Source organism: Collinsella sp. AM09-41 (genome assembly GCF_003473245.1).
GTDB lineage: Bacteria > Actinomycetota > Coriobacteriia > Coriobacteriales > Coriobacteriaceae > Collinsella.
The window spans coordinates 211,856-226,459 of the sequence record NZ_QRMJ01000001.1 but is presented as its reverse complement, the minus strand read 5'-3'; the positions used below and the strand labels follow the sequence as shown (position 1 = coordinate 226,459).

The 14,604-nt window shown below is 62.0% G+C and carries 11 protein-coding genes; 7 read left to right on the top strand and 4 right to left on the bottom strand.

What is annotated here, in order from left to right; genetic code table 11:
- The 4 genes from DW112_RS00910 to DW112_RS00895 all read left to right on the top strand — a co-directional run bounded on the left by DW112_RS00910 (nucleotide 1) and on the right by DW112_RS00895 (nucleotide 5,556).
- The gene (locus DW112_RS00910; RefSeq protein ID WP_118328157.1) at nucleotides 1-1,482 is read left to right on the top strand and encodes a glutamate synthase subunit beta; all 1,482 of its coding nucleotides are present in this window, start codon (nucleotides 1-3) and stop codon (nucleotides 1,480-1,482) included.
- 424 nt (nucleotides 1,483-1,906) lie between these two features.
- Nucleotides 1,907-2,614: a hypothetical protein gene (locus DW112_RS00905; protein WP_117797457.1), complete on the top strand. Its 708-nt coding sequence runs from the start codon at nucleotides 1,907-1,909 to the stop codon at nucleotides 2,612-2,614.
- Nucleotides 2,615-2,812: 198 nt separating this feature from the next.
- Entirely contained in the window at nucleotides 2,813-3,889 is a 1,077-nt protein-coding gene (locus DW112_RS00900; RefSeq protein ID WP_147351822.1) for a hypothetical protein, read from the top strand.
- Between the two features lie 296 nt (nucleotides 3,890-4,185).
- A complete protein-coding gene (locus DW112_RS00895; protein WP_233545832.1) occupies nucleotides 4,186-5,556 on the top strand; it encodes an amidohydrolase family protein in 1,371 nt (456 codons plus the stop codon).
- 132 nt (nucleotides 5,557-5,688) lie between these two features.
- Here the strand turns inward: DW112_RS00895 and DW112_RS00890 are convergent, their stop codons facing one another.
- The 4 genes from DW112_RS00890 to DW112_RS00875 all read right to left on the bottom strand — a co-directional run bounded on the left by DW112_RS00890 (nucleotide 5,689) and on the right by DW112_RS00875 (nucleotide 9,336).
- Nucleotides 5,689-6,162 (bottom strand): hypothetical protein, encoded by a 474-nt coding sequence (locus DW112_RS00890; RefSeq protein ID WP_117817218.1) that lies wholly within the window; start codon nucleotides 6,160-6,162, stop codon nucleotides 5,689-5,691.
- A gap of 146 nt (nucleotides 6,163-6,308) precedes the next feature.
- Nucleotides 6,309-6,581: a metal-sensing transcriptional repressor gene (locus DW112_RS00885; protein ID WP_006235337.1), complete on the bottom strand. Its 273-nt coding sequence runs from the start codon at nucleotides 6,579-6,581 to the stop codon at nucleotides 6,309-6,311.
- Between the two features lie 38 nt (nucleotides 6,582-6,619).
- Nucleotides 6,620-6,841 (bottom strand): heavy-metal-associated domain-containing protein, encoded by a 222-nt coding sequence (locus DW112_RS00880; RefSeq protein WP_006235338.1) that lies wholly within the window; start codon nucleotides 6,839-6,841, stop codon nucleotides 6,620-6,622.
- A gap of 152 nt (nucleotides 6,842-6,993) precedes the next feature.
- A complete protein-coding gene (locus DW112_RS00875) occupies nucleotides 6,994-9,336 on the bottom strand; it encodes a cation-translocating P-type ATPase (protein ID WP_118328154.1) in 2,343 nt (780 codons plus the stop codon).
- A gap of 551 nt (nucleotides 9,337-9,887) precedes the next feature.
- On the opposite strand from DW112_RS00875, the gene DW112_RS00870 reads away from it, so the two are divergent.
- The 3 genes from DW112_RS00870 (at nucleotide 9,888) to DW112_RS00860 (ending at nucleotide 14,539) form a co-directional block, all read left to right on the top strand.
- A complete protein-coding gene (locus DW112_RS00870; RefSeq protein WP_118328153.1) occupies nucleotides 9,888-12,152 on the top strand; it encodes a DEAD/DEAH box helicase in 2,265 nt (754 codons plus the stop codon).
- Between the two features lie 1,001 nt (nucleotides 12,153-13,153).
- Nucleotides 13,154-13,666 (top strand): PTS glucose transporter subunit IIA, encoded by a 513-nt coding sequence (locus DW112_RS00865; protein ID WP_158549076.1) that lies wholly within the window; start codon nucleotides 13,154-13,156, stop codon nucleotides 13,664-13,666.
- An 18-nt stretch (nucleotides 13,667-13,684) separates the two neighbouring features.
- Nucleotides 13,685-14,539 carry a PRD domain-containing protein gene (locus DW112_RS00860; RefSeq protein WP_117862088.1) on the top strand — a complete coding sequence of 285 codons (855 nt, stop codon included), beginning with the start codon at nucleotides 13,685-13,687 and terminating at the stop codon, nucleotides 14,537-14,539.
- Nucleotides 14,540-14,604 lie beyond the last annotated feature (65 nt).

Sequence of the window (14,604 nt, the reverse complement as noted above, 5' to 3'; positions counted from 1 at the left end):
ATGGGTAAGCCCGGTGCTTTTCTTGATATCGATCGCGTGACCCACGAGCTTCGCCCCGTGGAGGAGCGCAGCCGCGATTTCGATCCGCTGTACGTGGAGCTTGACGACGATGCACGCCGTGCCCAGGCGAGCCGCTGCATGATGTGCGGCGTGGCGTTTTGCCAGATGGGCGCGAGCTTTGGCAAGGCACGCCCGAGCGGCTGCCCGCTGCACAACCTGATTCCCGAGTGGAATGAGTTGGTGTACCGCGGCCGCTGGGACGAGGCGGCCGAGCGCCTGTCGCTCACCTCGCCCATGCCCGAGTTTACGAGTCGCGTGTGCCCGGCGCTGTGCGAGGCCGCGTGCAACCTGGGTTCGGTCGATGGCCAGCCCACGACGATCCATGACAACGAACGTGCGATCAGCGACCATGAGTGGGCCAGCGGCGGTCCGCGCCGCTTTGAGCCGGCGGGGGAGGATGCGCCCACGGTCGCCGTGGTTGGTTCTGGACCGGCTGGCCTGGTGGCCGCATGGGAGCTTGCACGTCGCGGTGCCCGCGTGACGGTGTTTGAGCGCGACGACCGACCGGGCGGCCTGCTCATGTACGGCATTCCCAACATGAAGCTCGAGAAGTCTGTGGTCGAGCGTCGTGTGGCGCTCATGCGCGAGCTGGGTATTGTGTTCGAGCTGGGCGCCGACGTGAGCGATCCCAAGGTTACCGCCAGGCTCGACGACTTTGACGCCGCCGTGGTGGCTGCCGGCGCCCGTGCTCCGCGTGGACTTTCGGCTGCGAACATTGATGCCCCGGGCGTGGTGTATGCCGTGGACTACCTGACGGCTTCGACCGTCTCGGTGCTCGATGGCGGCAAGCCCGCGGTGAACGCGCGCGGCCTGGACGTCGTGGTCATTGGCGGTGGCGATACTGGAAACGACTGCGTGGGTACCGCCGTGCGTCAGGGCGCGCGCAGCGTGCGCCAGTTTGAGTTCTTGCCGGCTGCGCCCGATAAGCGCGCGGCAGGCAACCCCTGGCCGCAGTGGCCCAACGTGAAGAAGACCGACTACGGCCAGCAGGAGGCTATCGCTGCCATGGGCGGCGAGATGCGCGCTTGGGGCGTGGACACGCTCGAGGTGCTGCTGGACAAGAAGGGCGCGGCTGCGGGTCTGCGCGTGGTCGATCTGGATTGGTCGGCCGGCAAGCCCGAACGCATTGCGGGCTCCGAGCACGAGGTGCCGGCGCAGCTGGTGCTCATCGCCTGTGGCTTTACGGGTCCGGAACACAGCGTGTTCGAAGCTGTCGGCGTGCCCGTTGCCACGGCGGGCCGCCCGCTGCCCGTGATGGCTTCCGAGGGCTCGCACCTTGCGGCCCGCGTGGATGGTGTTGCTGCGGATGCCGTGCCGGTGTATGTGGCGGGTGATGCCCGCAACGGCAGCTCGCTCGTGGTGAACGCCATGGCCGATGCCCTGGCCTGCGCAGCCGAAGTCGCCGACGCGCTGGAACTGTAAAGTAGTCACGGAGATACTCAACAATCGAATCGGAAAGGGCTGTCCCTAACTGCCGGCACAAAAGGAACGTCCCTAAGTGCCGGCAGTTAGGGACGTTCCTTTTCTGTCGGCACTCGGGGACACTCCTTGCGGATTTGCGAGCAGTTTGCTCGTTTGTCGACGTACGGATGTTCATTTGTCGACTTCTCGGGCTGTGGTCACCTGTTGTTTCTGTGGTGGCTGCGGGCATCTGGCTCAAAAGGGCGGGTTGGCCGTCTATGTCTACCTGCGGTTTTGTTGCGGTGCGCATTTTCGATCAAGCTTTTCGTCAAGTGTTTGGTCAGTATCTGGTTTGCAGTCGGAGGCCTATTTTGCCCGCGCTGGTCGTGGCTGCCCACCTTCCTCGTAAGCTCAAATTGAGGTCCATCAGTTTGAGGAGGATGCCATGACTGACCACGCTTTTGACCGAGCAGAGCTAGCCGAAGCCGTCGGCAACGATATTGCCGACATGGCTCACTTTTGGATGCTGCGGAAGTTTCAATTCCTGGAGCCGGCGCGCGAACAGTTCGAGATCATTGTCGACCCGTGGCTCAGCTATTGCACTGAGCCTTCGCAAAACGAAATCATGGCCTACAACATGGCGTTTACCGATTGGCTGCTGTTTGAGCGCCCCTATCGCCATGGCAAAACGCTGCTCGAGCTGTATGTTGACGAGCCGCCGGCATCGCTTTCGCCTGCCTCGCTCAAGCGGCTCGAGCAGGTACGCGACACGCAGTATTTCTCGCGCTTTGGCATTTTGGACAAGAATCCTGCGTCCGGCATGGTCGTGCTGAAGGACACGCGCACCGATCATCGCTTTGATGTCTACGATCCGCATATCGTGCAGAAGGAGCACTGGAGTGACGGCGCGATTGCGGTGCGCCTCGCCTGCGTCGACGATGTCTGGCTTACGGCGGGACAGCTCTACCTGTATGACATCGCGCGGCTGAGCGATACGGCGGTCGATGGGCCGGGTGCGGTGCATCCGGAGGACCTGCAGGACGGCTTTGACACCTCGTGCATCAGCTTCTTCTTGCGTCTGGTCCGCGACATCATGGGCGCCCAGGGGCGGTACGTAAAGTCGCTCAACATCTACGAGCAGGAGTGGGGGTAGAGGATGGGCGGTTGTCGCCTGCCTTGCCCTCTGTCTTTATGTCTAAATCTGTAACGTTTAGGGGCCTGGAGAACGTCTAACTGTTACAGATCGAGACGTTTGGCACCTGGCTGGGGGGAATGTCTCAATCTGTAACATCTACAGTCCAAAAATCGGTCTTCCTGTTACAGATCAAGACATTTGTCGGCGGAGGCAACGGTGACGATGGTCCATTTGTCCGATGTGGTGGTGATGGAAGTGTCTAATACCGTTTTCAAGCACAAGCATACGACTCGCAACACGTTGGCGCGGAATAGGATGCTCGCGCGACTCACGGAGGCGACCGAGCAAGGTGCGCTGCTCGCAACGCATGACAATGCCGAGCTCATGTGGCTGCGGCGTCATGTTGGAACCGACGATATCGCGGAGCCCGAGCCGTATTTGTTCTGTTTTCAACATGATTGGGATGCGCTGACGCCGGCGGAGCGAACGCTGCGTACCATCAAAGGGCTTGCAGAGTTTCATCCCGATTGGGCGTTTTGGGGCTATGACGCGGCGCTTTTGTGGGGTCTGGAGGTGCCGAATGATCTGCTTGGGTCGCGTTTTCTTGTTAAGACGGGTTGTTCGGTGACGTTGAGCGGCGGGTGCAGGTTGTTGCGTCCGCAGATGGCGGGCGCACTCGAGCATGTTGATGGCGTGCGGGTGACGTCGTTTTGGCGCACGGTGGAGGATTGCCTACTGCGTGCGCCGTTCTCCTACGGGTTGGCGATTGCCGATTCTGCACTGCGGGCGAAAGGCGTATCACGTGGGGATTTGTGCGAGCGCCTCCGCGCCGATTGCGAGGGCAGGCGAGGGTATCGCAGGGCACAGGTGATTGCGTCGTATGCGGACGGGCTGTCTGAAAACGGCGGCGAGTCTCGGTTCCGAGCATTCTTTATTGCGTACGGCTTTCCGGTTCCGGAGCTGCAGGTGGAGTTTCGCGACCCGCTCGATCCGAGCCAGGTGTTTCGCGTCGACTATTTTTGGCGGCTCGAGGACGGGACGTGTGTCATCGGCGAGCTCGACGGAAAGGGGAAGTACACCTTGCAGAGCGGCGAGGGTCGGGAGTCGGTTGACCCATTCGTGGCAGAGCGTCAGCGGGAATCTCATCTGACAATGCTCGGGCATAAGGTGCTTCGGTTTACGTTTAGCGAACTCAAAGACCCGGGGAAGCTGGTCGAGAAAATGAGGCTGGCGGGTATTCCTCGGCAGGTTGAATTGGCTGAGGAGTGGAGATGCCAGTGGTATGGGCGCTGAGAGGTTTTGTCTCGATCTGTAACGTTTAGAGGTTGTTTGAGCTCGTAATTGTTACAGATCGAGACAAGCCGGTGAAACGTCGACCGAATGTCTCGATCTGTAACATCAAGGGGCCCAATAACCCTGTACCTGTTACAGATCGAGACATTTCCCTGGTGTCGCTGGGGTGGGACTGCAACGTGTTCCGTCTCCCCACATCCCCTCTTCCTTCCGTTAACCGATGCGTCTGCAGCAATCCAGCGGGACTAGGTGATAATGGACAAATGTTCAAGTTAATCGTGAGGGAGGAGCTCGATATGGCATCTGCCGATCGTTCCACGTTGTTTATCAATGCGACCATTCTGGATGGTTCGGAGCATATGGAGCCGCAACCCGATATGGCCGTGACTGTTGAGCGTGGCATCATCACCTGGATGGGACCGAGCGCTGTGGCCCAAGCTCCAGCAGGGGCCGAGGTCATCGACCTGGCAGGGGCGTATCTCATGCCGGGCCTCATCAATATGCACGTGCATCTGTGCGGTTCGGGCAAGCCGGTCTCGGCGGGTGATGCGGGCGCGCTGATGAAGAAGCTCGACAATCCCGTGGGCCGCGCCATCGTTCGCCACATCCTCAAAGGCAGTGCCCAGCAGCAGCTGGCAAGCGGCGTGACCACAGTGCGCGGCGCGGGCGACCCGCTGTTTGCCGACATTGCCGTGCGCGACGCTATCGACGCCGGCAAGTATCAGGGTCCGCGCCTGGTAGCGCCGGGAACGGGCGTCACGGTGCCGGGCGGCCATGGCGCGGGCTTGTTCGCCCAGGTGGCCAACAGCCCCGTCGAGGTAGCCGAGCAGGTGCGAGACCTGTATGCGCGCGGCGCCGACGTCATTAAGCTGTTCGTAACGGGCGGTGTGTTCGATGCGACCGAGGTGGGCGAGCCGGGCGTGCTGCGTATGCCGGTGGAGGTTGCCGCGGCGGCGTGCAAGGCGGCGCACGAGGTGGGTCTGCCGGTTATGGCTCATGTCGAGAGCACCGAGGGCGTGAAGGCCGCGCTTGAGGCCGGGGTCGACACGATCGAGCACGGTGCCCCGATGACGCCCGAGATCCTGGAGCTGTATCGCGGCGCCGCGGGCACACAGCTCGAGGGACGCGCGCCGAGCGTGACCTGCACGATCAGCCCGGCGCTGCCGTTTGTATTGCTCGACCCGGAAAAGACCCATTCGACCGATACACAAAAGAAGAACGGCGACATCGTGTGCTCGGGCATCATCGAGAGCGCCCGTGCCGCACTGGAAGCTGGCATTAAGGTGGGCCTGGGCACGGACTCAAGCTGCCCGTTCGTGACGCAGTACGACATGTGGCGTGAGGTTGCCTATTTTGCCAAGTATGTCGGTGTGAGCAACGCCTTCGCGCTGCATACGGCTACGCAAGTCAACGCCGAGCTGCTGGGGCTGGGCGGCGAGACCGGTACGATCGAGTGCGGCAAGGCCGCCGATATCCTGGTGACGCGCAAGAATCCGCTCGATGACCTGTGCGCTCTGCGTGAGCCGACGCATGTGATGTGTCGCGGTGATCTGGTACGCAAGCTCATGGTGAAGCGTATTCCCGAGGTGGACGCCGAGCTCGACGCGATTATGGACATGCCTGCCGAAGCGCTGGCTGAGGAGCTGGCCCGCGACGGTGTGGCGTAGATGTGACAAAGGGGCAGCTCCGTTGCCGCATGCAAAAGCCGAGGTCTCAACACGAGGCCTCGGCTTTTTTATCGAACAAATACTTAAGATTTGGGACAAACAAACCTGATTAATTTGTCCCGCGTGCGGGCGCTAGGAGCGGGTTTCCATCTTGGCGTGGCACTTGGGACAGGTGACGCGGATCTTGCCCTTGCCCTTGGGGACGGAGAGCATCTGGCCGCAGTTGGGGCACTTGAGGTATGCCGTGGTCTTGCGACCCTTCCACATCTTCTTGGCCGTGCGCTTGGCACGCTCAAAGTCTTCCTTACTGGTGCCGGCTGCGCGTGAGGTGCTGGCCGCTGCAGTTCCACCGCCCAAGCTGGCGACGAACTTGCCCAAGCCGGGGACGTTCGCGGTCGCGGCGACAAAGGCCTCGTTCTCCTTGCGACGTGCGTCGATGTTTTTGGACAGGCCGCGCAGCACGCCGATCACGATGACGGCGATGGCGATCCAGCTGAGCCACTGGATGCGGGCTATCGATCCGATCATCGCGATGACAATGCCGGCAAAACCCATCACGATGGTGAGTTCATCGGCACCATTGCGACCCTTCATAAAGTCATTCATGCAAATTGCCTTTCATTCGATATGCCGCACGCCTTTATACCCGATTTAGAGCAAGGGGGACAGGTTATTCTGCACCAATGTGGTGTAAACGTGCCTGTCCCCGATACACCAAGATGGTGCAAAGCAGTCCGTCCCCAATGCCCCAATCACTTGGAGAGCTTGTCGACGACGCGTTCGATCTCGGCGAGCTTGGCGGCCTTGAGGTCTTCGTCGCCCGATTCGATTGCCGAGGTCACGCAACCCTCGATATGCGCCTTGAGCACGTCGGCGTTGATGCGCGCAATGAGCGCCTGCGTTGCCATGAGCTGCGTGGAAATATCGACGCAGTAGCGGTCCTCCTCGACCATCCGCAGGATGCCGTCGATCTGACCGCGTGCCGTCTTGAGCATGCGGGTCACCGATTTATGGTCTGCCATCATGGCGGGTCTTCGTTTCTGGTCGGGGTGCGCGTGGGTCGTTACGCGGCGGTTACGGACAGGGCGTGGAACTTCTCGCCGGCGCCCTCGACGGCGGCGGCGAGCTGCTCGGCGGTCACGGTGTCGGCGCACTCCACCTGGACGGTCTGGGTTTCGTGATCGGCGTCGGCGTCGGTCACGCCGGCCACGTTGAGCAACGCCGTCTCGACGGTGGCGTCGCAGTGGCCGCACATGAGGCCGGAAGTCTTGATTGTGTATCGCATGGGTGTACTCCTTATCGATTGAGATTACCTGACAGTTTAGTCGTGAACAGCGTCATCTTAAAGGTGCGCTGAGGTGCCCGAGATTGCCCCGAAAGAGGAGCGAAGCGTACTTGGGTACGCGAGCGACGGTTTGAGGGGCAAGGTCGGGTGCATCAGTGCGCCGTCTTGGGCTTAAAGGTTCGTAGGCGCAGAGCATTGCTTACGACGCAGACGCTCGACAGGCTCATGGCCGCGGCGCCAAACATCGGCGAGAGCTGCCATCCGGCGAGCGGGAAGAACACGCCCGCCGCCAGCGGAATGCCGATGCCGTTGTAGAACAGCGCCCAGAACAGGTCCTGCTTGATGTTGCGGATCGTGGCGCGCGAAAGCTCGATGGCGCGGGCGACGTCCATGAGGTCGCTGCGCATGAGTACTACGTCGGCTCCCTCCTTGGCGATGTCGGCGCCGGTGCCGATAGCAAGGCCCACGTCGGCGCGCGCCAGGGCGGGGGAGTCGTTGATGCCGTCGCCCACCATGGCGACCTTGCTGCCCGCATCCTGCAGCTCGCGCACGTGGCGCTCCTTGTCGGCGGGCAGGACGTCGGCGATAACCTGTTCGCTGCTCAGTCCCACGCGGCGGGCGATGGCCTCGGCCGTCACGCGGTTGTCGCCAGTGAGCATGCGCACATCGACGCCGAGCTTGCGGAGCGCGGCGATTGCCTCGGCACTCGTTTCTTTGACCTCGTCAGCCACGGCGATGGTGCCGACAAGCTCGTCGTTCTTGGCAAAGAACAGCGGCGTTTTGCCCTCGGCGGCAAATCGCTCCGCAAGTCCTGCGGGCACGGTGATACCCAGCTCGCTCATCAGACGAACGTTGCCGGCAGCGATGACGTTTTGTCCCTCGCGCGCCGTAACGCCTCGTCCAGGTACGGCGGCAAAGTCCTCGACCATGCGCGCGACGATTCCGCGCGACTCGCACTCGGTCATAATCGCCTCGGCCAGCGGGTGCTCGCTTGAGCGCTCCAACGTGGCGGCAAGCTTGAGCAGCGCCTTTTCGCTCATGGCGGGCGAGCCGTCAGCGCGCGTGGTTACCACGATATCGGTCACGGCAGGCTTGCCGCGGGTGACCGTGCCCGTCTTATCGAGCACCACGGTGCCCACGCTGCGCAGGTTCTCCAGCGCCTCGGCGCTCTTAAACAGAATGCCCATCTCGGCGCCCTTGCCGGTGCCCACCATAATGGCGACGGGCGTGGCCAGGCCCAGTGCGCACGGACAGCTGATCACCAGCACGGCCACGGCGGAGGTGAGCGCCTCGTTGATGCTGCCGGTCAGTGCCATCCACGCCGCAAAGGTCACGGCCGAAATCACGAACACCACGGGCACAAACACGCCGGCGACCTTATCGGCCATGCGGGCGATGGGCGCCTTGGTGGCGTTGGCGTCCTCGACGAGTTGGATGATCTTGGCAAGCGACGTGTCGGCGCCCACGCGTGTGGCGCGGAAGGTAAACGAGCCGGTGCGATTGACCGTGGCGGCGTTGACGGTGTCGCCGGCGACCTTTTCCACGGGGATGGACTCGCCGGTGAGCGCGCTCTCGTCCACGGCCGACGCTCCCTTGAGTACCACGCCGTCGACAGGGATAGACTCGCCGGGGCGCACGCGCAGGACCTGGCCGGGAAGGATGGCGTCGACGTCGACGGTGGTCTCGCTGCCGTCCTCTGCCACGACGGTCGCGGTCTTGGGTGCCAAGTCGATGAGCGCCTCGATGGCGCCGCCGGTCTTGGACTTGCTGCGCGTCTCGAGGTATTTGCCCACGGTGACGAGCGACAGAATCGTACCGGCACTCTCAAAGTACAGGTTGCTCATGCCCGTCATCATGGCCTCGTGCACCTGACCTGTGGCCAGCTGGTCGGCCATGATGAACATGGCATAGAGCGACCAGGCGACGGAAGCGGTGGCGCCCACGGCAATAAGGGCGTCCATGGTAGGAGCGCCGTGCGCGAGCGACTTGAAACCGTTGATAAAGTACGCATCGTTGACATAGACGATGGGGATGAGCAGGACGAGCTCGGTGAGGGCGAGCGTCATGCTGTGGATGTGGTCCGTGAAGATGCCGGGCAGCGGCCAGCCGAGCATGTGTCCCATGCCTATGTAGAACAGCGGAATGAGGAAGGCAATCGAGACGATGAGGCGGGTGCGCATGGCAGAGGCGGCGGCCTCCAGCTTTTTGGTCGGCGACTCCATATGGGCGGCGCCGGACCTGGCTTGCACGCTGCCGTTTGAGCCAGCGGCGCCGGTGCCCGCATCGACGGGTGAGGCCGAGTAGCCCGCACGGTCGACGGCGGTGCAGATATCGTCGGAGGTGACCTGCGCGGGGTCATAGTCGACCATCATGGAACCAGCGAGTAGGTTGACCGCGACGCTTTGGACGCCGTCGAGCTTGCTCACGGCGCGGTCCACATGCGCCTGGCAGGCGGCGCATGTCATGCCGCCCACGTCGAACTTATCTTGAGCCATGGCTTCTCCTTTCTGCGGCGTAGTGTTTGAATTGTTAACCTGCTGATACTATACACCCATACCCCCTGGGGGTGTCCAGTATAGAAAGAAATGTATGACATTTCGTTACAGATGAGGGTGGCTGCTCAATCGTTGGCAGCTCATGTCAAACATCTCGATCTGTAACATCTAGCGGGGAAAATGACCTCTAACTGTTACAGATCGAGATTATGTTTTGCGATGTTTGAGTTCGTCTCAATCTGTAACGTGTAGACCCGGTTTTGTCTCGTAACTGTTACAGATTGAGACAATCGGCCCAGACCCGCCTCGTCATCTGTGGTTTACGTGGGGGCATGCGAAGCGCGGGTATACTAACCGGCGGCGAATCTGCTCCATCGCTTAGGGCCGCTGCGTCTGGACGGCGCGTGATAGGGCTGCCAAAGCGATCGCCAGCGTGCTGAGCAACGTCCTCTCTGTGCGCACCTGTTTTGTATGTATTAGCGCACTACCAAGCACGCCCCGCGCGGCTGCATGCCGTGCCCATAACGCGTGCAGATAAGGAACAACAACATATGCGTAATTCTGTATCTGACGTCACGGACGCCGAGATTCTGGACGAGACCCGCGAGGCCATGACCCAGGCTGCCTTCGATGCTGCCGACGAGGCCAATGCTGCCCAGGCCGTCGAGTCCGCGACCGAGAACCTGCCCGCCTTTGACGAGCTGGGACTTTCGGACGAGATGCTTCGTGCCATCGAGAACCTGGGCTACACGGCGCCCACGCCCGTGCAGGCCGGCTCGATCCCCGTGGTGCTCGAGGGCCGCGACCTGCTTGCCGCCGCTCAGACCGGCACCGGCAAGACGGCCGCCTTCTTGCTGCCGACCATGAACAATCTGGAGCACATTGCTCCGCCCAAGCCCGTGCGCGAGCGCGGCGGCCGCAACCGCCGTCGCGGCGCCAAGAAGCCCGAGGGCAACGGTCGCGGCCCCGTGATGCTCGTCATTACCCCCACGCGCGAGCTCGCACAGCAGATCGACGAGGTCGCCAGCAAGATTGCCGACGTCACCGGCCATGTTGCCGTGACCGTCGTGGGCGGCGTGAGCTACAAGCCCCAGACCGCGGCGCTCAAGTACGGCTGCGACATCCTGGTCGCCACGCCGGGCCGTCTGGTCGATCTGATTGAGCAGGGCGCTTGCCACCTGAACGAGGTCAAGGTGCTGGTACTCGACGAGGCCGACCGCATGCTCGACATGGGCTTTTTGCCTGCCGTCCGTCGCATTGTGCGCGAGACGCCGGCCGAGCGCCAGACGCTGCTGTTCTCGGCGACCCTCGACGAGGAGGCCGTGGGCGAGATCACCGACCTGGTGAGCGATCCGGCCCGCGTGGAGATCGCGCCTGCCACGTCGACCGCCGACACCGTCGACCAGTTTGTGTTCCCGGTGTCCATTGAGGCCAAGAACAACCTGCTGCCCGAGTTCCTAAAAAAGGAGGGTCCGGAGCGCACGATCGTCTTTATGCGCACCAAGCACCGCGCCGACAGCTGCTGCCGTCGTCTGGAGCGCAAGGGCATCAAGGCCGCCGCGATCCACGGCAACCGCAGCCAGGCCCAGCGCGAGCGCGCGCTCTCGGCCTTCCGCGACGGCACCGTTGACGTGCTGGTGGCAACCGATGTGCTTGCCCGCGGCATCGACATTAGCGACGTGCGCTACGTCGTGAACTTTGACGTGCCGGCCGAGCCGACCGACTACATTCACCGCATCGGCCGCACGGGCCGCGCCGGCGAGCTGGGCTGGGCCATTACGTTTGTGACCGAGCAGGACGTCGATGAGTTCTACGAGATCGAGAAGCTCATGGACAAGACCGCCGACATCTACGAGGCCGGCGACCTGCATGTGGGCCCCAACCCGCCCGCGGTTGACCCCGAGCGCGACCCTGCCGCCTTTAAGGTGAAGAAGAAGACCAAGCGCGGCAAGTCCAAGAGCAAGAAGAAACTTGAGCAGGCGCGTCGCGACGGCAAGCGCAACGGCGACGATTACGGCGATGTTGCCGGTCGTTCCAACCGCGGTCGCGATGAGCGTCGCGGCGACGGCGAGCGTCCGAGCCGTCCCAAGCGCGGCGGCAAGACCCGCGTGCGCGAGGGCGTTCAGGCTCGCGTGGACGAGGCTGTGGAGAGCGTGGCCCGCGAGGTGGCCGCCGAGGAGCGCGGGGGTGCTGCTGAGCAGGGCCCGCGCGGCAACCGTGCCGAGCGTCGTGCCAAGCAGTTCCAGGGCGAGGCGCACCGCCGTCGTCGTGAAGACGAGGACCGTGGCGGTCGTCGTCGTGTTGAGCGCGAGGACGAGGATCGTGGCTCGCGCGGTGGCAAGCGCGGCTCGGGTGACCGTTGTCGCTCCGGTCGCGATGGCGAGCGCGGCGGGCGCGATGAGCGCCGTGGCGGCGAAGGCCGTGGTTCGCGTGACGAGCGTGGTACCCGCGGCGGCGAGTCCCGCGGCGGCAAGCGCTTTGACGAGCGCGGAGGTCGCGAGGGCGGCCGTGGCGGCGAGCGTCGCGAGGGCACTCGTGGCAACGGTGGCCGCAGCGGCTCCGGTCGTTCGAATGAGTCGCGTGATCGTCGCGACCCGCGTGCCAGCCGCGATCGTCGCGATGATTGGCGCAACTACGATGACACCCGCGAGGAGCGCCGTGGCGGCTATCGCGGCGGGCGCGGCGGCAACCAGGCCGGCTCCCGCGGCGGTCGTGCCGGCGGTCGCGATAACCGTGGCAGCTATGGTAACAATCGTGGCGGCAAGCGCGGCGGCAGCTCCCGTCGTCCCGGCGACGGCGGCGGCAAGCGCAAGTAACACACGTGTCGCGCGGTAAGGCGAGATGAATTTGGGCCCCGAGCAGACTATGCTCGGGGTCCTTTTTAGTGGGCGCAGTTTGAGGTGGGCCGGCTCCCTAACGAAAATGCACGGAGACGGTCGCGGCAAGAGATGTGGGCTATCGGCTTAGTTGGAGATTCGCGTATGCGGGGTTCTGGCATCGACGGAGAACGTGAAACTCCCCACTGACACGCGGCGGCTGCGGTGCCCGGGCGGATACGCCAGGGATTCCGCTCGCCGTCTGGCACCCCTGCTGCCATTTGGCTTTCACGCTCGCATTCTTTTGGATGTGAGTGTGTTTTTTCACGGCATGCACGGGTCCCCTCGGGTGCACCGTGCATTTTTGGGAGTATTCAGCAGGCCGGGGCGGCTGCATACGCACCGGAAGCGTCTTTTTGGGCCAGCGAGATCCTTCGACAGACTATTTGGGTTGGCGGACGGGGTCCGGCGCGGCGATATCACACGTTTCGCGTCGCGCCGGGCCCCAAAATGACGCCGATTGCGCGGCTTCCCCGATTCGCGGCGTCGCCGACGGGGACCGCGATGCTGAATACTCCGGTTTTTGCACGGTCCAAGCAGGGGTACGTTGGGACGGGAAGGGGTGCCCCCGTCTTTTTATGCATGACGTAAGCGAAATTATGCAAGACAATAGGGCACCATGCACCGGATACCCAGATTGGGGGCGACATGCGCCGCGATACGGGGTCGGGTGCCCCACCGGGAATAGCCACGAGGGTTACAAAACTATAGAGACATCCAAATATCGCCTAAAAACCGTTTATCGGAGAATAAATACCGTTCACCGGTCATAATGATTGTTCTGGCTTTGGGCTTGTCTACAATAACTCCCGTAAAAAGAAATGCGGAAGGTTACCGAGTCCCTCGGACGTGGGCCTAACCAAAGTCTTTGAACGGGTGTGTCTCTATGGATGCATTCGCTTGATTTTGGTTGGGCTATATTTATGAAGGGACATGCCACCATGGGTTTCTTTTCTCGCCTGATGGGCGGTTCGGATGAGCAGAAGACTGCAGCTTCCGAGTTCGAAATCCTCGCTCCCGTTTCCGGCGAGCTTGTTCATCTAGAAAATACCAATGACCCCGCTTTTAGCAGCCGTGCCGTGGGCGATGGCGTTGCCGTGGTTCCCCAAGAGGGAACGGTGTGCGCTCCTGTTTCCGGCACCGTCGCGGCGTTGTTTCCGACTGAGCACGCGCTGGGCATCATGTCCGACGACAGCTCTGCTCAGGTGATGCTGCATATCGGAATCGACACTGTTAAACTTGAGGGCAAGGGCTTCCATGCACTTGTTGCTCAGGGTGACCATGTCGACGCGGGCCAGCCCCTCGTCGAGGTCGATTTCGACGCGGTTCGCGCCGCTGGCTTCGACCCCACGGTCTTCGTTATCGTGTGCGAGCGCTCGGAGAACTCGACTCTTCGTGAGCATGCTTCCGGCCCTGTTGCTGTTAAAGAGCCTGTCGTCTGGCTTTCCGAGTAAATTCTTGTGGTGGGTACCGTGGTTATCAAGCGAGTTTTCAACAATAACGTCGCAATGGTCACTTCGGACGATGGCTCCGAGCTCATCGTCATCGGCCGAGGCCTCTGCTTTGGCCGCCATGCCGGCGACGCTATCGACGAGGCATCGGTCGAAAAGACCTATGCGCTGCAGGAGGGCACTTCTCAGGATTCGCGCACGATTGACCGCTTGGCACATCTTTTGGAGTCCATTCCCACCGTCAACCTCGTGATTTCCGAGGACATTGTTCAGATGCTCCGTCGAGAGCTCAATGTTGATATCAACGACAAGATTCTCATTGCTCTCGCAGACCATATCAGTCTTGCTTTGGAGCGCGAGCGTAAGGGCGTCCCCTGCGAGAATCCGTTGCTGCTCGAGATCCAGCAGTTCTATCGCAAGGAGTATGCGCTTGCGGGCCGTGCGCTGCAGATTATCAAGGAGTATATGGGCATCCAGATGAGCGAAGAAGAGCAGGGTTTTATTACGCTGCATATCGTCAACGCCACCATGCCGCAGCGCTCTGACCGTCTGATTGTTTCGGTCCAGCTTGTTCGCGACGTGCTCGCGATTGTTTCCGAGCACTATGCCACGACCCTTGACGTCACCTCGTTGCCGTACGAGCGTTTCGTTCGCCATCTGCAGTTTTTTGCGCAGCGGGCGCTCGATCCCGCGGCGGGGCAGGTCAATGGCGACGCGCTGTTCCGTATCGATGAAACGGCGTATCCGAGGGCGTTCTCGTGTGCGGAGTCAATTGCCGACCACTTAGCGTCTACCTATAACGTTGTCGTTACCGATGCCGAGAAGAGTTATCTCGCATATCACATTGTTAACCTGCTTGGAGAACCTGGTCTCTAGGCATAACGTGCCCACACATCGATTGATATAAGGCAAGGCTCACGGTCTTGTCCAGGGCACATCTG